At 56.9% G+C, this 16,593-nt stretch carries 14 protein-coding genes and 1 other RNA gene; 4 read left to right on the top strand and 11 right to left on the bottom strand.

Annotated elements, in window-relative coordinates:
* Window positions 1-3: 3 nt before the first annotated feature.
* From RDK48_RS09065 to RDK48_RS09055, 3 genes are read left to right on the top strand one after another with little or no spacing between them, the layout of a single operon-like run.
* Window positions 4-1,221 (top strand): beta-ketoacyl-[acyl-carrier-protein] synthase family protein, encoded by a 1,218-nt coding sequence (locus tag RDK48_RS09065; protein ID WP_298997485.1) that lies wholly within the window; start codon window positions 4-6, stop codon window positions 1,219-1,221.
* Entirely contained in the window at window positions 1,218-2,093 is an 876-nt protein-coding gene (locus RDK48_RS09060; RefSeq protein ID WP_298997488.1) for a beta-ketoacyl synthase chain length factor, read from the top strand. Before RDK48_RS09065 ends, RDK48_RS09060 begins: the two co-directional genes overlap by 4 nt.
* Window positions 2,093-3,304: an AMP-binding protein gene (locus RDK48_RS09055; RefSeq protein ID WP_298997491.1), complete on the top strand. Its 1,212-nt coding sequence runs from the start codon at window positions 2,093-2,095 to the stop codon at window positions 3,302-3,304. Before RDK48_RS09060 ends, RDK48_RS09055 begins: the two co-directional genes overlap by 1 nt.
* A gap of 78 nt (window positions 3,305-3,382) precedes the next feature.
* Here RDK48_RS09055 and RDK48_RS09050 read toward each other — a convergent pair whose 3' ends face one another.
* From RDK48_RS09050 to rdgC, 8 genes are all read right to left on the bottom strand, one after another.
* Window positions 3,383-4,369, bottom strand: a complete 987-nt coding sequence (locus RDK48_RS09050) for a hypothetical protein (RefSeq protein WP_298997494.1) — start codon at window positions 4,367-4,369, stop codon at window positions 3,383-3,385.
* Window positions 4,370-4,548: 179 nt separating this feature from the next.
* Window positions 4,549-4,928: a transfer-messenger RNA gene (gene ssrA, locus RDK48_RS09045) on the bottom strand.
* A 47-nt stretch (window positions 4,929-4,975) separates the two neighbouring features.
* Window positions 4,976-5,512 carry a hypothetical protein gene (locus tag RDK48_RS09040; RefSeq protein WP_298997497.1) on the bottom strand — a complete coding sequence of 179 codons (537 nt, stop codon included), beginning with the start codon at window positions 5,510-5,512 and terminating at the stop codon, window positions 4,976-4,978.
* Window positions 5,513-5,741: 229 nt separating this feature from the next.
* Window positions 5,742-7,346: a DNA repair protein RecN gene (locus tag RDK48_RS09035; protein ID WP_298997500.1), complete on the bottom strand. Its 1,605-nt coding sequence runs from the start codon at window positions 7,344-7,346 to the stop codon at window positions 5,742-5,744.
* Between the two features lie 79 nt (window positions 7,347-7,425).
* The gene (locus RDK48_RS09030) at window positions 7,426-8,262 is read right to left on the bottom strand and encodes an ABC transporter permease (protein WP_298997503.1); all 837 of its coding nucleotides are present in this window, start codon (window positions 8,260-8,262) and stop codon (window positions 7,426-7,428) included.
* Window positions 8,262-9,293, bottom strand: a complete 1,032-nt coding sequence (locus tag RDK48_RS09025) for an ABC transporter permease (protein ID WP_298997506.1) — start codon at window positions 9,291-9,293, stop codon at window positions 8,262-8,264. Before RDK48_RS09025 ends, RDK48_RS09030 begins: the two co-directional genes overlap by 1 nt.
* Before the next feature lie 9 nt (window positions 9,294-9,302).
* Window positions 9,303-9,830, bottom strand: coding sequence for a hypothetical protein (locus RDK48_RS09020; protein WP_298997509.1), 528 nt, complete (start codon window positions 9,828-9,830; stop codon window positions 9,303-9,305).
* A gap of 18 nt (window positions 9,831-9,848) precedes the next feature.
* Complete coding sequence (gene rdgC, locus RDK48_RS09015; protein ID WP_298997511.1) at window positions 9,849-10,472, bottom strand: recombination-associated protein RdgC; 624 nt, start codon at window positions 10,470-10,472, stop codon at window positions 9,849-9,851.
* Between the two features lie 573 nt (window positions 10,473-11,045).
* Here rdgC and RDK48_RS09010 point away from each other — a divergent pair.
* Complete coding sequence (locus RDK48_RS09010; RefSeq protein WP_308587901.1) at window positions 11,046-12,113, top strand: pseudouridine synthase; 1,068 nt, start codon at window positions 11,046-11,048, stop codon at window positions 12,111-12,113.
* Window positions 12,114-12,330: 217 nt separating this feature from the next.
* On the opposite strand, the gene pgm is transcribed toward RDK48_RS09010, so the two are convergent.
* From pgm to RDK48_RS08995, 3 genes are all read right to left on the bottom strand, one after another.
* Window positions 12,331-13,980, bottom strand: a complete 1,650-nt coding sequence (pgm, locus tag RDK48_RS09005; protein ID WP_298997515.1) for a phosphoglucomutase (alpha-D-glucose-1,6-bisphosphate-dependent) — start codon at window positions 13,978-13,980, stop codon at window positions 12,331-12,333.
* Window positions 13,981-14,085: 105 nt separating this feature from the next.
* Complete coding sequence (locus RDK48_RS09000; protein ID WP_298997518.1) at window positions 14,086-15,111, bottom strand: glycosyltransferase; 1,026 nt, start codon at window positions 15,109-15,111, stop codon at window positions 14,086-14,088.
* A gap of 52 nt (window positions 15,112-15,163) precedes the next feature.
* The gene (locus RDK48_RS08995; protein WP_298997521.1) at window positions 15,164-16,591 is read right to left on the bottom strand and encodes a DegQ family serine endoprotease; all 1,428 of its coding nucleotides are present in this window, start codon (window positions 16,589-16,591) and stop codon (window positions 15,164-15,166) included.
* Between the last annotated feature and the right edge of the window lie 2 nt (window positions 16,592-16,593).

Genomic DNA, 16,593 nt, shown 5'->3' with positions numbered 1-16,593 from the left:
GCAATGCAGCACGGTTCAGGCGTTGTTGTAACAGGCATGGCCTGCCTGTGCGCGGCGGGTGACAGCCCGGCTGCGGTTCTGGATGGCCTGCAAAGCGGGCGGGGCGGGCTTGTTTCGGCCAGTGTGCTGGACAGCCGGGCCTTGCCATATCCGTTTTTCGGGCTTGCTGAAAAGCACTTTCCCGGAGGGCGCAAGCACTCCGCGCAGGATACCCTCACGCTCGCAAGGGCCGCGTGCCGCAGCGCGTTGGCTGAGGCCGCACTGCCCCAGCATCTGTTGCGTGAGGCGGGCATTGTGCTTGGCACAACCGCCGGGAGCGCGTCGCACTTTCTGGAGTCTTACGCCGCCAGCCGTGGAACCACGCCAGAGCAGGCTGCTGCATCGGCACCGCCTGCATGCTCCTGCGGGCAGGGGGCCGACCGTGACGACTACTTTAGCGCCAATCTTGCGCTGGAGATGGACGTGGAGGCCCACGGGCCGCGCCTGACCGTCACCGATGCCTGCACATCCGGCGCAGACGCCATTGGGCTGGCAATGGATCTCATCACCACAGGCCAGTGCCAGTGCGTGCTGTGCGGCGGCGCAGATGCCCTGAGCCTCGTGCCGCATACGGGCTTTGCGCGGTTGATGATATATTCCGACCAGCCGTGCCGCCCTTTTGACCGTGACCGCAAAGGCCTGAACCTTGGCGAAGGCGCAGCCGCGCTGGTTCTGGAAAGCGCCGAGCATGCCCGCGAGCGCAATGCCGCCGTGCTCGGGCATGTGCTGGGCTACGGCAACGCCTCTGACGCGCACCATTTTACCGCGCCGCATCCCGAAGGGCGGGGCCTGGCATTCGCCATCGGCTCGGCCTTGGATCAGGCAGGCCTCACAGCGGCGGACATGGCTTTTGTGAACGCGCATGGCACGTCTACCCGTGAGAACGACAAGGTTGAAGGACGGCTTTTGCGCACCCTGCTGCCGGGGGTGCCCGTATGGGCCAGCAAGGGCGGCACTGGGCACACACTTGGGGCCGCTGGCGCGCTGGAAGCCGTGCTGACGCTCGCGGCCCTGCGCAACGGCACGGTTCCGGCCTCGCCGGGGTTTTTCACCATTGACCCTGAAATAGGTTTTGCGCCCACGCAGAGCGCCCTTGCGGCATCGTCGCCATTTGCGCTTTCAACCTCGCTGGGTTTTGGCGGCGGCAATGCCGCTCTGGTTCTGGGGAGGGTGAAGCCGTGAGCAGTGCAGCGCTTTCTGTGACGGGAACCGGGCTTGTGCACAGCATCGGCGGCAAGGATGCCCTTGCTGCCATACAGTCAGGGCAAACGCCTACCATATCTGCCCCCGATATTTCTTCACTCGCGGCATTGTTGCCGGGCGTGTCGCTGCGCCGCATTCCCCGGTATGCGCGTATGGCGCTTCTGGCCTCCGTGCAGGCACTGGACGCGGCGGGCTGGCGACAAAAAGAAGTCCTGCACCGGACAGCTCTTGTTTTTGGCACTGCCTACAGCAGCTCGCAAATGAGCATGGATTTTATGGATTCCATTCTGGACAACGGGCCGCATCTTTCTTCGCCAACGGCCTTTTCGCATGCCGTCAACAATATGGGCGCAGGCCTGCTCAGCCTGCTGCTTGGCATTGAGGGGCCGTGTTTTACCATCTCGCAGTTTGAGCTTTCTTTTGCCGGTGCTGTGAGCACGGCGGCAGCCCTGTTGGGTGCGGGGCGGGCCGAGAGGGTGCTGCTGTGCGCGGTGGACGAAACCGACAGCCGTTTTTCCCGCTGCTGCCCGGAATATTTAAGCAGCAGGCACCCCCAGACGGAAGGGGCCGTTGCCCTGTGTCTGGGCAGGCAAGCTGCGGGTGCGCCCTCGCTGCGAGTGCGGTGGGGGCAACAGCCGGAGGCGGACGGCCCTGTCTTTGCTTCGGGTGTCGCATCCGGGCCGGGCTGGGCAAATCATGAACATCTGTACGGTCATGGGCCACTGGCGCAGGCTCTGGATGTGATGCTGGCCCTGAACATGCCGCAGACGGACAGGGCCGAAGCTGTTAACTGCGTCTGCGCTGCTGCTGCAAGCGGCAGACAGGCTTTAATCGAAGTGCGGGGTGCGTAATGGAGTCCTGGCCGCTTGAGCGGATTGCAATTCTTGATTTCAGGGCTGTTACGGCGATAGTGCAATCCGTGGCGCAGGCAGAGTTGAGCCAGCGCAATCCGCTGAGCTTTGAGGCGCGCGCGCCGCACGAGTTTGCATCCATGCGCTGGGAATCGCTTGGGCTTGATGCAACTGCGCTGGAAAATATGGCGCAGCGGTGCAATGCCATGTTTCACACCACTGCAGCCGCGCCCGAGGTTGGCGGGCTGTGTGGCGATTTTTCGCAACGGGTTTTGCAGCAGTGGGAACACAGCGACCGCTCACTCACGTTTTTTACTTCCGGCTCAACGGGAAAGCCCAAGCCCTGCACGCATAAGGAAAGCCACATCCGGCAGGAAGTGACCAGTCTGGCCCCCATTGTGGCGGACAGAACCTCGGCGCTGATTACCGTCCCCATGCATCACATGTACGGCTTTACGTTTGGCTTGCTGCTGCCACTGAGCCTCGGGGTGCCCATCCGTAGCGTGCCGCCCCTGCCAACAATGGTTGAGGCGCAAATGCGCCCCGGCGATCTTGTTATCAGCATACCGCTGTTGCTGTCGCGCCTTGTGGATATGCGCGGATGGCAGGCCTCCAGCTCGGAGGCGGGGCAGGGGATTACCCTGCTGACCGGCACTTCGCCCACGCCGCCCGAGGTGATGCATGCGCTGGAGCGGCAGGACTTTCGTGTAATGGAATTTTTTGGCTCGTCCGAGATGGGTGTGGTTTGCTGCCGCTTTGCGCCGGAAGCCGATTATGAACTGCTGCCGCATGTGGCGCGGGGAGAAGGGGAGCACTGCAACGCGCTGGTGCGCTGCTTGCCGGATGGTGTGGTGCAGCACTACCCGCTGATGGATAACGTAACCTGGACAGGCCAGCGGCACCTGCGACCGGGCGCGCGCATCGACAAAGCCGTGCAGGTGGGCGGCATCAATGTGTTTCCCCAGTATGTGGCTTCGGTAATCGAGCGCCACGAAGGGGTAAAACAGTGCCTTGTGCGGCTGATGCGGCAGGACGAAGGCTACAGACTCAAAGCCTTTGTGGTGCCGCAACCGGGCTATGACGTGTCAGCGCTACACAAGGATCTGATTCTGCATGCCCGCCGTGAACTGAGCGACGTGCAACGCCCCGGTGCCTATACCTTTGGCCCGGACATCCCGCGTGGCCCGCTTGGCAAGCCCATGGATTGGTAACAGAACAACGTTGTTGGAAAGTTACCGTCTGAAATATAATTATAAATATTTAAATAATGTTTTTTCCATAATTCCATTTTAGAATGGAAGTTCATCCAGAGTGTCAGATGATTGCTTTTCATTTGGCAACGGTAGGTTGGTTACAATAAAAAGATTAAGCAAATCTTCCCTGTCCATAAATATGATTTGACTTCTTTTTGAAATATCAAGTTTTTCGCCCAACCAGTTTTTTGCCTGTTTAGTTATTTCACTTCCAGATATTATGTATGCATGGTCAACCAACACACGCCTGCTTGTATCATGGTCAAATATTTCATGACCAAGCATCATGAGGGCTTGATTGTGTATTTCTGCAATATTCGTATTTTTTGAACGGCTATCACCAGAGGCATCAATTTTTGTCTTTTTGACTTGGATGCCAAAATATAAGGTATGCCGTGTGGGTAATGTGTATTTCATCCATAGATCTTTACCGTATTCAAGTGATTTATCTTTATGTCCAGATACTGTGACCCTGTGAAATCCCAGTTGGCGAAAAAGTGGCAATAGAATTGTTTCAATAAGACCATCTTCCGATATACTATCAAAATATTTTACAAGTTTTTCTCTGCGAAGAATTTCATGTTGGGAAAAAGGTCTATTAGGGTTTGGTTGGCTATTAATTATTGTGCTGGTTTCTATATGGCGTAAATAACATCTGTTATCTTCTGCGTAAAAAGCTTCATATCCTTCTCTCGCCAGGGTTATATTTAATTTTTCTAATGCGAGAACGCGTTCACTACTTTCATTAATTGCATCTTCTTTATCCATTAATACGTCAATTATACGAGAAAAAATTTCAGGAGGTGTAAACTCATTAGAGTGGGATTCAGATAAAATTTCTTCAAGTACTCCTGCAACCCATTTGTCGCGCGTTGACCCGTCATGGCGATAATCGGTATCACAGTGTCGAAAAAAACGTGTTAACTGAGAACTACTACGGTAGATGAAAAATGTTTCATCATGTGGAAAGTTTCCACAAATCATTTCGGAAAGAGAATCAATGGTGCGCGGCTTAAAATTCATAGGCTTTATTACCTCTATGCGATAATGATAATTTGTACATTATAATAGTTTTTGCTTCAATGCTGTGTGGTTGCCTTTCAAAGAAATGAGTGGAAATTGAACGGAAAAAAGAATTAGCCAAACAAAAAGTGGCTTATACGTCTTATCCAGATCGTATAAGCCACTTTAATTTGTGGGGGTGGTGGAGGCGGGGGGAGTTGAACCCCCGTCCGCGAACTGTCCACACGAAGCATCTACAGGTTTATGTCAGGTATTAATTTCACCGTGGTGGTAGCCCCTGACCGGGCGCATCACGGCAATCCCGCCGGTAAACTCCTCGCGGAAAACCCCGGTGAGCACCGATTTCCGCCAGCCTGATAAGTGTCGCCATTCAGGGTTATCAGACATGGCCCAGAATGACGTGACCGCCTAAGCGGTCGTTGCCTCGCTGTTTTTAGGCAGCGTAAGCGTAGTCGTAATCGTTGTTGGCAATTACTTTTGTTGCCGCTTTTTACGAGGCCAGCGGCGCCTCGACCTGCCGCTAAGGCTTCCACGTCCCCGTCGAAACCAGTGCGCCCCCATTTGGTCAAGCATTACAATAAGTCGCTTGCTCGACTTTGGCAAGCTCTAACGGATATAGAAATGCGAGAGCGGCCCCTTAAGGCACATATGATAGTGCCTAAGCAGGGGATTGGCGTCTTCAACCTGATCGATAATATCGTTATGGATCTGGGTTGCCAGTTCTACACCGTGCGAGAGCATGGCCACCTGGGCCATTTCCTTAAAGTTTTTTTGCAAGTCCGGCTTGCGCGTGATGATATCGCACAGCAGGTTGGCGTCGTTGTCGTTGCCTTCAACCACCAGTGTTCCCTCGGGCGAAACATACAGATGCAGGCGGTCTTCGGGCCGGAGGTGGCGTTCTTCAAGCTGGCTGTTCAGCATGTCCATAAAGGCTTCCTGAAGCGAATCAAGCCGCGCTTCAAGTGCCGTAACAAGCCCTTCGCCATCCTTTGCCAGGCATCTCAAGGCCCTGGCCGATGCTTCGTCCAGGCCCGAAAGCGGTTGCCCCGCAATCTGCCCGTGCCGTGCATGCGAGGCGGCTCCTGGAGCGCCAGTTTGCATATGGAGCATGGCGCTTATGCAATTATTATTTTCGTTAGTCACATGCTCCCCCTGTGGCTATGGTCAAATTTGCCTTTCCGTTATCTGGAGAAGGTATAAGCAAGATAAGTGCCAGTTCTCATTGCAGGCCTGAAAAAGGGCAAAAAGTTTAGAGAAAGTCAAAAAATTGTCAGAAAGATACGTAGATACTGGCCGCAGCACGATAATGTCGCGGCAAGTATGAAAGAAAAATGCCGCATGGTCTAAACCACACGGCAAATTTTGCAGAGTGCTATTTTTCCAGGCTGCGGGCCAGCGCCTCGCCCTGTTCGCCGCCGCCTGCCATGCGCGCAAGCTCGGCGTGGCGATCTTCTTTGTTAAGGGGGGAGCAGAGGGTAAAGGTTTCCCCATCGCGCACCATCTTAACAATCTGAAAATGCCTGCGGGCGCGGGCCGCCAGTTGCGGCCAGTGGGTGATGAGCAGCATCTGGCGCGTTTCGGCCAGTGCATAGAGCTTTTCGGCCAGCTTGTTCAGGGTCATGCCGCCAACTCCGGCATCGACCTCGTCAAATATGAATGTAGCGCCTTCGTCGTCCTGCTGCACGCTGGCCAGCGCCAGCAAAAAGCGCGAAAGCTCGCCGCCCGAGGCGATTTTATCCAGCGGTTGCGGGGGCTGGCCGGGGTTGGGTGCCCAAAGGATGCGCCCTCGCTCGTCTGTAACGCCGGGCCAGATTTCCTGCACGGCAAAATCTGGCAATACCCGTACCTGATCTGAAAAGCCCAACTGGCGCAGTTCGTTTTCCAGCTTGGTCGCAATGGCGGCTGCCGCTTCGCGGCGCGCCGGGATGATGCGGGCGGTCACAGCGGCCAGCTCTGCGGCAAGAGCTGCCGCTTCCTTGTCCAGCCGGGTGATGTCCAGCGCGCATACATCAAGGAAGGAAAGGTTCTCGGAAATTTCTTCGCGCAGGGCCAGAATCTCCGGCAGGGTTCTGTGCAGCTTGCGCTTGAGCTGCGCAAGGGCAAACAGGCGCTCTTCCAGATGATCCATGTCGGGCATTTCGTCCAGCCCAGGCAGGGCAGGCGGGCGGCGAAGCCTGCCGCCAAGGTGGGCAAGCTGCTGGCGCAGGGCGGCCACGGCGTCGGCATCGGCCTGGAGGGATTCGTCCTCCCGGCACATGCGCTGCAAGAGCTTTTCCAACTGGCCCAGCTGGTCGATCACGCCTTCTTGATCATCGCCTTGCAGCAAAATGAGCGCCTGCTCGTAATTCTCCTGCTGGTGCTCCATGGAACGGGCCAGCGCGCGAATTTCTTCCAGCTTTTCTTCTTCGCCTTCTTCGGGAGAAACCTTGTCGATCTCCTGCTGCTGCATTTCAAGCAGCTCGCGCCGTTCGCCCAACCCGGCCTGACGCTCAAGCAGGGCAGAGCGCTGGGCCGCATTGGCCTGAAGGCGCGCAAGCAGGGCGTCCCGCTGGTGCAGAAGCTCGGGGCAGCTTAGGCCGCTTTCCAGCAGCCTGGCCTGAAATGAAGATTGAAGCAGTTTTTGCTGGGCGTGTTGGCTGGTGTGGGCCACAAGGCGGTTGCGCAGGTCGCGCAGACTGTCTTGCGAGCGCAGCTCATCGTTGATGTACAGGCGGCTGCGGCCTGTCTCCGCCACAATTTCGCGCCGCAGAACCATGTCCGCATCTTTTGTGCTGAACAGGGCCTCTACCTGTGCGCGCTCAGCACCCGCGCGAACCATATCCGCCGAAAGTTTGTCGCCAAGCAGAAAGCCCAGCGCTTTAAGGATAAAGCTCTTCCCCGCCCCGGTTTCACCCGTCAGCACGTTCATGCCGGGCGAAAATTCCAGTTCCATGTCCTCAATGAGGGCCAGATTGCGAATGCGCAGGTATTCAAGCATGGCTTTAACGTATCTTTATGGCAGTTTATTTTTGCTTAATGTAAAACTTTAACTATCTTGGATGCCCTTACATTTCAAACTATTGGCGAAGGCGCGGATCAAAGATATCCCGCAGGCTTTCACCCAGAAGGTTATAGCCCAATACCGTTACCAGGATGGCCAAGCCGGGATATACCGACAGCCAGGGTGCGGTTTCAATCACGGCTTTGCCGTCCATGAGCATGTTGCCCCAGCTGGCTGCGGGGGGCTGCACGCCAAGCCCCAGGAAGCTGAGACTTGATTCTACCAGTATGGCCCCGGCAACACCCAGTGTAGCTGTTATCAGCACGGGCGCAAGGGCATTGGGCAGTATGTGCCGAAACAGTATGCCCGCTGTGGATGTGCCAGCCAGCCGCGCGGCGTCGACAAATTCACGCTCGCGCAGGGTAAGCGCCTCTGCGCGCACAAGGCGGGTAACGCCCATCCACGAGGTAAGCCCAATAACCACCATGATATTGGTAAGATTGGGTTCAAGAAAAGCAATCACCGCCAGAATAAGAAAAAATGACGGAAAGCAGAGCATGATATCAACCACGCGCATGATGCACTCGTCCACCCAGCGGCGAAAATAGCCGCTCACAAGGCCAAGAACAGTCCCGATGCTGACCGATATGCCCACAGCCACAAAGCCTACCCAAAGAGAAACCCTGCCGCCGTAAAGCAGGCGCGAAAAAACATCGCGTCCAAGGCGGTCTGTGCCGAGCAGAAAGCGGGAGGAGGGCGGCTCCAGAATATTGTCCAGGTGCAGGGCATTAGGGTCAAAGGGCGCAATCCATGGGGCAAGGAGCGCGGCCAGCGACATGGCAAGCACAATAACAAGCCCGAACGCGAGCATGAAGTTGCGGCCAAGCAGCTTTTTGAGGGCGCGGGGCAGCATCAGGCGTTGTCCTTAGCGTTGCGGATGCGCGGATCCGCGATTCCGTAGCAGAAATCCGCCAGCAGGTTGCCCGCGAGCGTGAGCACCGCCCCAAGAACCAGATTGCCCATGATCATGGTGTAATCGCGCGCCATAACTGCGCCGTAAAACAGCTGGCCCAGCCCCGGCAGGGCAAAGATGGACTCAATGATGACGCTGCCGCCGATAAGCCCCGGCACCGAAAGGCCCAGCAGAGTAATGACGGGCAGCAGAGCGTTGCGCAGGGCATGCCGCCAGATAACCGCGCCAGCGCTCAATCCCTTGGCCTGTGCCGTGAGAATATAATCCTGCCGCAGCACCTCAAGCATGCAGGCGCGCATGTAGCGCGACATGCCCGCCAGCCCGCCCACGGTATACACCAGTGTGGGCAGGGCCAAGTGCCGCGCCAGATCGCAAAACTTGCCCCAGGCGCTCAACTGCTCGTAATTCATGGATGTAAGGCCGGAAATGGGCAGCCATTGCAGCTCAATGCCAAAAAACATCATGAGCAGCAGGGCCAGCCAGAAGGACGGCATGGCAAAACCCAGAAAAACCAGCACGGTAACGGACTTGTCCAGCAGCGAGTTCTGCCGGCAGGCGGAAACAATACCCACCGGAATGGCAATGAGCAGGGTGAGCACCAGTGAAATAACGTTCATGCCCACGGTGAGGGGCAGGCGCTCAAGAATTTTGCTCAGCACCGGGCGGGAATCGGCAGACATGGAATTGCCGAAATCCAGATGCACGATGCGGGTCAGCCAGTCCCAGTACTGCACATAGAGGGGGCGATCCAGCCCGTAAAGCACCTCAAGCCGCTGACGCGCCGCAGCGCCAGCCAGCGGATTGAGCGTGGTTTCCATATCTGTGGGCGAGCCGGGGGCCAGATGGATGACCCAAAAGCTGATGATGGTGATGCCCCACAGCACAAGCAGCATCCACAACGTTTTGCGTAAAACGTGCAGTAGCGGGCCGGAAAAACGGCCTTTTGCGGCAGATGCGGGCAGGGTGCTCATGAAAAAAGTTTACTCCGTGCGGGTCATCCACTGGCGCATGTCGTCCACTTCCTTCTGCCAGCCAGACGAGAGGCGCAGCTTCAGAAAGCGGGCGTACAGGGCATCCAGCAGACCGGTGCACACTTCCATAAGATAGAACTTTTCCAGCAGCAGGGCGTCCGGGTCGTCATCATTGTCGCCCTTGTCGAGCTTGGGGGTCTTGAGGCTGTTGAGGCAGAAATCCTCAGCTTTTAGGCTGACCTGAAAGGCAAGCTCTTCTTTTTCAAGGCGCAGCAGGGCGCGGCTGACCTGTTTGCCGTTGCCGAGGCCAAAACGGGCTTCGCGGAGAGGGGAGAGCGAGCCGGAAACAGAGGCTGTTTCGCGGGCATCGCCTTCGCCGCCTTCTACCACAATGCGCTGTTCCATGGAAACGGCAAAGGGCGCACCGTCTTTGTCAGTGAACGCGCCGGGGGCGGTGTCGCTCTGATACCAGAGCCAGGTCAGAAATTCCTTGCCGAGAATGCTGTCAGTGGATTCGCCAAGATAAGGCATGTTCATGGGGTCTCCGTGCCGTCATCAGGAAAGGGGAGCGAACTGCGTGGGTTCCAGCTTGTCCAGGCGGATCAGGCTTTCTTCGTCCAGCATGGAGACCGCCAGATTGTAGGGCGTCAGTTGCTCCAGATGCAGCTCAAATGTTTTGAGAAACTCTTCCAGGAAGAGATCAATCATCTTGTTCTGGGTGGACGCAAACCAGACTTCGTTCTTGTCTGTGGCCCAGAGCACGTTGAATTCGCCGGGAACAGGCAAAAAACGGGAACGCAGGCGCAGCAGCACCTGCTCCTTGAGTTCTTTTTTGCGCTCGCGGGCAATGTAGTTCTTGCCCTGTTCGCCCATGCGCTTTTTTTCTTCCTTGAGGGCAAGAGCAACGTGCTTTTTGACCACGCCAGCGGGTATGCGCCGCATATCCAGCCGCAGAGAAAACACGAGGTACGCGCCTTTCTGGGGCGGGGCCGTGACCCAGTCGGTATCGAGCATGTCCTCAAAACAGGCCCATCCCTGGCCCTGCATTTCAGGAATATCGTCAATGTCGCGCATGGCGAACTGTTTCAGTTTGTCCAGTATCTGCGGCCAGAGCGTGGCCGGAACAGGATCAAGAATGCGGAACCGTGTAAAGCTGCAAGAGCTGTTGGCAAAGCCCATGGAAACTCCTTGCTGAAAACCTGTGTTGGCAGTGTTGTACGTCAGAGCCGCTTCGGGAGCAAGTGCAAGGCTGCCACTGGTTTTGCGCCGTTCAAAAAGCCAATGCTGGCGCAGCAATGAATCTGTAGGATGCGCCATTCGGCCATATTGGGGTGGTCGATCTGGACGGGATTCATGAGTGGCAATCAGGGGCTTCTTATATAAGGAAAGGATGAAATGGCTACGGGTAAAAACTGGACTCACGGGTTTAAGTAAATTCGAATCCTCAAAATTCAAGGAACGGCGGGAAAATTCATGGCGGCTTGTCCATTTTACATTGTTCAGACCTCTGCGCATGGATGGTTTGGCGGTGGTGCCGCCAATGGCATTCTAAGCAGACTTTCGTGCTGGTTTTGAACCCCGGCCCACCCCGCATCCAGTATTTATAAATGTCCCATAATGATAATTATGTAAACTTTTGAATATTGGAACCAGCCGTAAGGTCGGTTCAGTGCTGTATGCCCTTCTTGCTTGCCCTTGACGGCATGCCCCACTTCACGCACCATGAGCGCATCTTTCCAAGGAGAAATCACCGTGCCGCCCAAACATTCCGGCAATCCCGGATCATCCGCCAGAAACCGCAGCAAAAACAGTTCGTCCACCAGCTCCCATGAAAAGGAACAGCCTGCGGGCGCGCGCAAGAATCATGCCCCCCGTTCTGATAGCTGGTCTGCCAATGGGCCAAATGGCCGTTATGATTCGCGGGCAGATTCACGTTCAGGTACTCAGCCGAACGCCCGTGATGCCCGAGACGGTTTTTCGCAACGCAAACCCGCCCAGCCCCAGGCAGTCAACTCTGACGCCAATCATTCTTCACGACCTGGCCCCTCAAAGCCTCAACCTTCTGCTGACGCCAACGGCGATGAAGGCATACGCCTTAACAAGGCCATTGCCGCAACGGGGCTTTGCTCGCGCCGTAAGGCAGACGAGCTTATTCTTGCCGGACGCGTCAGTGTTGACGGCAAGCCGGAGCCCAACCCCGGGCGTCAGGTATTGCCCTTTGAGAGCATTGCTGTCGATGGCCGCGTGTTGTCGGCCCCGCAGTCCTATACCTACCTCATGCTCAACAAGCCCGTGCATGTGGTCTGCACAGTGAGCGACCCCGAAGGCAGACCCACAGTGCTGGATTGCCTTGCGCCTGAATACAAGACGCTCAGATTGTATCCTGTTGGCAGGCTTGACTATTTTTCTGAAGGATTGCTGCTGCTGACCAACGATGGTCAGCTGGCTCAGCGCCTCACCCATCCCCGACATCACCAGCCCAAGACCTATGAGGTGCTTGTGCGCGGCACTGCGTCTGAAGGGGCGCTCAAGACCATGCGGCGCGGCATGCACCTTGCCGAAGGTGAAGATATTATGCCTGTGGACGTGCTTGCCCAGCAGGTTGGCGGCAATACCCAGTTGCAGATGGTGCTGCGCCAGGGGCTGAACCGCCAGATTCGCCGTATGTGCCGCGATCTGGGGCTGACCATCCTGCGCCTGTGCCGCGTCGCCCAAGGCTCATTGCGCCTTGGGGATCTGGCCAGCGGCAAAGCCCGGCCTCTTACGGATGCCGAGGTTGCCAGCCTGCGTGAAAGCGCCGGCTTGCCCGCCTCGCGGTAGGCCCTTGCAGGCAATCTGCCTATCGGCAGCCAGTGCAAGCCCGTTGGAAAAAAAGTATATTTAAACAGAATTGCTGATAAAAAGCGCAGCCTCAATGACCGAATACCCGGCACTGAGGCTGCGCTTTGCTGACTGAACAGCATCATACCTTTTATTGAACCGTAAAAAATTGCCGCGCGCTACGCGCGCTTAGCAATGAAAGCTTGCCTTTACTTCATCAGGCATTGCCTTTCAACAAATGCTCGAGAAAATCGATGGCATCCTTTTGCACGGCTTGCAGATGGTCTTCTCCCTTGAAGCTTTCCGTATATACTTTGCAGATGGCTTCCGTGCCAGAGGGACGCACGGCAAACCAGCCGTCATCGCTGACCACCTTCACCCCGCCGATGGGGGCATCATTGCCGGGCGCGCGGGTAAGCACACTGGTAACAGGCGAACCTGCCAGAGTTTTAAGGCTCACACTTTCAGGCGTCAGCGCCGCAAGCTTTGCGCGCACATTGTCGTCCGCCGGGGCATCAAGCCGCTGGTAGGCTGGCGCGCCAAGCCGTTCGGTCAGTCTGGTGTAGAGCTGGTCGGGTGATGATTGCTCCACCGCCATCATTTCAGCCGCCAGCAGGCACATGAGGGGGCCGTCCTTGTCTGTGCTCCAGGGCGTGCCGTCAAAACACAGGAAGGAAGCGCCCGCGCTTTCCTCGCAGCCAAAGCCGCAACGGCCATTGAGCAAATAGGGCACAAACCATTTAAAGCCCACAGGCACCTCAACAACCGGGCGGCCAAGGTCCTTCCCTACCCTGTCGAGCATGGCGCTTGTCACAAGGGTTTTGCCTATGCCGCTCTGCGCTGGCCATTCCCTGCGGGTGCGGAACAGATACCAGGCGGCAATGCTCAGGTAATGATTGGGGTTCATCAGTTCGTTGCGCGTCACAATGCCGTGGCGGTCGGAATCCGGGTCGCAGGCGAAGCTCAGGTCAAAATGGTCGCGCAGATCCAGCAGGCGGCTCATGGCATAGGGCGAGGAGCAATCCATGCGGATTTTGCCGTCCTTGTCGCAAGGAACAAAGCGGAATGTCGGATCCACTGCCCTGTTCACCACTTCAAGATCAATGCCGTAGGCTTCAGCAATGGGTTCCCACATGGGCAGGCTTGCGCCGCCAAGGGGGTCAACACCGATGCGCAGGCCCGACGAGGCAATGGCCTTCATGTCCAGCACGCCGGCCAGATCCTGCACATAGCTGCCGATGAAATCGTATTCCTCCACCAGCGAAGAGGCGCGTGCCGCCCGCAGGTGGGTGAGCTTTACGCCCTTGTTGCCGTTTTCAAGGTAGGCATTGGCGCATTTTTCAATCTGGCTGGTGACTTCGGCTTCTGCCGGGCCGCCGTGGGGGGGATTGTACTTGAAGCCGCCGTCACGCGGGGGATTGTGTGAAGGCGTAATGACAATGCCATCGGCCAGACCGTTAACGCGGCCCGCATTCCATTTGAGCACGGCATGGGAGATCGCCGGAGTGGCTGTGTAGGCCCCGCCAGCAGAAATGCGCACATTTACGTTGTTGGCTACCAGCACTTCCAGCGCGGAGCGAAAAGCGGCTTCAGACAGCGCATGGGTATCGCCGCCAAGAAACAGCGGCCCGTCAATACCCTTGGCGGCGCGGTAGTCGCACACCGCCTGAGTGATGGCGTAGATGTGCTCCTCGTTAAAGCTGCACAGCACTGATGTGCCGCGATGCCCCGAGGTGCCAAAGGCAACACGCTGGGCTGCAAGCGCCGGATTGGGAAATTCGGTGTAATACGCGCTCATGAGAGCGGGGATGTTCTCCAGCTTTTCCAGCCCAGGCAGATGCCCGGCATCGCTATGCACAACTGGCATTGATATTCCTCCAAAAAGTGGTGCTCTGCCAACTATATGCCCTATCGCGCATGCCTGCAATGCAGGATGCATCTCTTGATATATTATTACCAGGTACTTATGGCGCTATGGCAGACGAAGGCACATTTTTTCAAAAAAATCGCGGTGTTCTTCCAGCTGCGGGTCAAAAAGCTCGCTGGAAAGCATACCATAAGCTCCGCGCACAAGAGCCGTGCGTTTTTCAAGCGACTGTTCAAGCCGCTCACGGTGTGCCTGAGTGGCGCACATCTCTGCCAGCATCTGCGTCAGGCTGACCGCGCGCGCGGTGTCTGTATGACGTCGGGCCACTGCCCTGCCCCCAGCTTGGGCGATTTCCGCGAGTTTTTCGGGGTTTGCGAGCGCTTCTGCGGCAATGGCCGCAGCTGCCTGCGCATCGTTGCGTTGGTACGTGGGCAGAATTTCCTCGCCGGGGGCAAAGAGCTCGTTCAGGCCGTTGCCGCAGGTTTCCATCAACAGGGCCGCGCCGCAGGCAATGGCCTCAAAACAGCGGAAATTCACTTCTGAAGCCGCAGTCTGGTTAAGAACAATGCGGCTGCGCGTAAAGATGGGCTTGTAATCGCCAGAAATTGCCACCAGTGGCTGTCTGGCGCGGAAGGCCTTGAGAAATGGCGCGCGATCCGGGTTATTTTTGTGCCCGAGGGTTCCCACAAAGGCTACTGGGATATCGCGCAATGTAAAATCCCCCACTGGCTCAAGAAGCTGGGGATAAAACAGCGGAAACCAGCGCGCCGGTATGCCCTCGTGCGAAAATACTTCCACATAGTCTTTCTGCGCCACAAGGGTTGCGTCAAAGCCGTTGGAATACGGGATGTGCCAGGGGTTGCAGTAGGTATCAATGGAATAACGCACCGAAGGCCAGGGGGCATTTTCCGGATCAAGCAGCTCTGGCATGTTGCCGTCATCGCAATAGAAGAGTGCGTCAGGCGCAAAACCGAGCGCATCAAGGCGGTTCAGGAGTTGCCGCACAGAGTACGGGTGCGGTGAGGGAATGTCGGCGTCAACTGCCGGATGCGCCGTGATGACGTGGTGCCCAAGGCGTTTGAGGGCAGAGGCCAGATACGGCCCGCCAATGTTGAGTATGCGTAAGCTCATGGATAAAAAAAGGGCTGCCCCGGTTAAGAGGCAGCCCGTGTAGTTGTGCCTGCTACTTGCTCAGACTTACAGTTCGGAAGTACACATCGCCTCGCCGTGAAATCTGCAACATGACGGCCCCGCGGGCAACGCCTTCATCGTTGACGATTTTCGACAGATCCGCAGCGCTGCGAACGGGTTTGAGGTTGGCCTTGAGAATCACGTCGCCGGGGCGCAGATCGGCTTCGGCAGCGGGCTTGTCAGGATTGACGTCAATGATGACCAGCCCTTCGTTTTTCTCAATCTTGAGGTCGCGGCGTTCTTCATCCGTCAGCGGACGAACGGAAATGCCGAGCAACCCTTCATCCTTCTGCTTCTGGTCCTTGCCGTTCTGGTCGCCAGCCTGCGAGGTTTTGCGCTCGCCAAGCGTTACGGAAAGGTCAATGGTTTTGCCATCGCGCCACACCGCTATTGCAGCCTTGCTGCCGGGGGTTTTGTCGGCAATCACGCGCAGCAGGGCCGCAGCGTCTTCAATGGCCTTGCCGTCAACGGAAACAATGATGTCGCCGTCTTTCATGCCAGCCTTGGCAGCAGGTTCGCCTTCCATAACGCTGCCCACAAGCGCGCCCTTGGCGTCCTTGAGGCCCAGCGCCTTGGCGGTATTTTCTTCAACATCCTGAATACCAACGCCAATCCAGCCACGGCTGATCTTTTTGCCGGACTTGATCTGGTCGATGATCTTGGCGGCCATGTTGCTCGGAATGGCAAAGCCAATGCCCTGCCCGCTCGCAATAATGGCCGTGTTGATGCCAATCACCTGCCCGGCCATGTTCAGCAGCGGGCCGCCGCTGTTGCCGGGGTTGATGGAGGCATCCGTCTGCAGAAAGTTGTCAAAGGGGCCGGCGTGTATGTTGCGGTTTTTGGCCGAAAGAATACCCGCCGTCACCGAGTGGTCGAGCCCAAAGGGGTTGCCGATGGCCAGCAGCCACTCACCGATCCGCAGTTCATCCGAATTGCCGAACGCAAGGTAGGGCAAGGTTTTTTTGGTTTCAATTTTCAGCAGGGCGAGGTCGGTTTCTTCATCTGCGCCAACCAGCTTGGCCGTGATGGCTTCGCTTTTGCCATTGCTCTGATCAAGGGTCACACGGATAACATCCGCATCGGCAACCACATGATTGTTGGTAACAATATAGCCGTCAGCGGAGACAATAAAGCCGGATCCCAGAGACTTCTGTTTCATCTGGGGGCGCTTGCCACCGCGCTTGCCGCCGAACTGGTCAAAGAATTTGTCAAATCCTGGCGGCATATTGCGGAACATTTCCCCCATGAGATCGTCCTGGCTGTTACCGCTGGCCTTCCGTTCCGTACCGATGTTTACGACTGCCGGGCCGCTTTTGGCCGCCAGTTCGCTGAAGTCGGGCAGATTGGCTGCCTGGGCAAGCTGCGATGCCGCAAGAAAGGTCACGGCAAGCATGGCTGCAAGACATTTTTTTATCATCATGG

It is taken from the genome of uncultured Desulfovibrio sp. (assembly GCF_902477725.1).
Classification (GTDB): Bacteria; Desulfobacterota; Desulfovibrionia; order Desulfovibrionales; family Desulfovibrionaceae; genus Desulfovibrio.
Note: the sequence above shows the minus strand (reverse complement) of the source record. Positions and strands in the feature narration are given on the sequence as shown.

Excerpts from the sequence above, each read along its gene's own strand:
- RDK48_RS09065 (WP_298997485.1), top strand. The coding sequence starts at position 4 with ATGCAGCACGGTTCAGGCGTTGTTGTAACAGGCATGGCCTGCCTGTGC.
- RDK48_RS09055 (WP_298997491.1), top strand. The coding sequence starts at position 2,093 with ATGGAGTCCTGGCCGCTTGAGCGGATTGCAATTCTTGATTTCAGGGCT.
- RDK48_RS09050 (WP_298997494.1), bottom strand. The coding sequence starts at position 4,369 with ATGAATTTTAAGCCGCGCACCATTGATTCTCTTTCCGAAATGATTTGT.
- RDK48_RS09035 (WP_298997500.1), bottom strand. The coding sequence starts at position 7,346 with ATGCTTGAATACCTGCGCATTCGCAATCTGGCCCTCATTGAGGACATG.
- RDK48_RS09030 (WP_298997503.1), bottom strand. The coding sequence starts at position 8,262 with ATGCTGCCCCGCGCCCTCAAAAAGCTGCTTGGCCGCAACTTCATGCTC.
- RDK48_RS09025 (WP_298997506.1), bottom strand. The coding sequence starts at position 9,293 with ATGAGCACCCTGCCCGCATCTGCCGCAAAAGGCCGTTTTTCCGGCCCG.
- RDK48_RS09020 (WP_298997509.1), bottom strand. The coding sequence starts at position 9,830 with ATGAACATGCCTTATCTTGGCGAATCCACTGACAGCATTCTCGGCAAG.
- rdgC (WP_298997511.1), bottom strand. The coding sequence starts at position 10,472 with ATGGGCTTTGCCAACAGCTCTTGCAGCTTTACACGGTTCCGCATTCTT.
- pgm (WP_298997515.1), bottom strand. The coding sequence starts at position 13,980 with ATGCCAGTTGTGCATAGCGATGCCGGGCATCTGCCTGGGCTGGAAAAG.
- RDK48_RS09000 (WP_298997518.1), bottom strand. The coding sequence starts at position 15,111 with ATGAGCTTACGCATACTCAACATTGGCGGGCCGTATCTGGCCTCTGCC.
- RDK48_RS08995 (WP_298997521.1), bottom strand. The coding sequence starts at position 16,591 with ATGATGATAAAAAAATGTCTTGCAGCCATGCTTGCCGTGACCTTTCTT.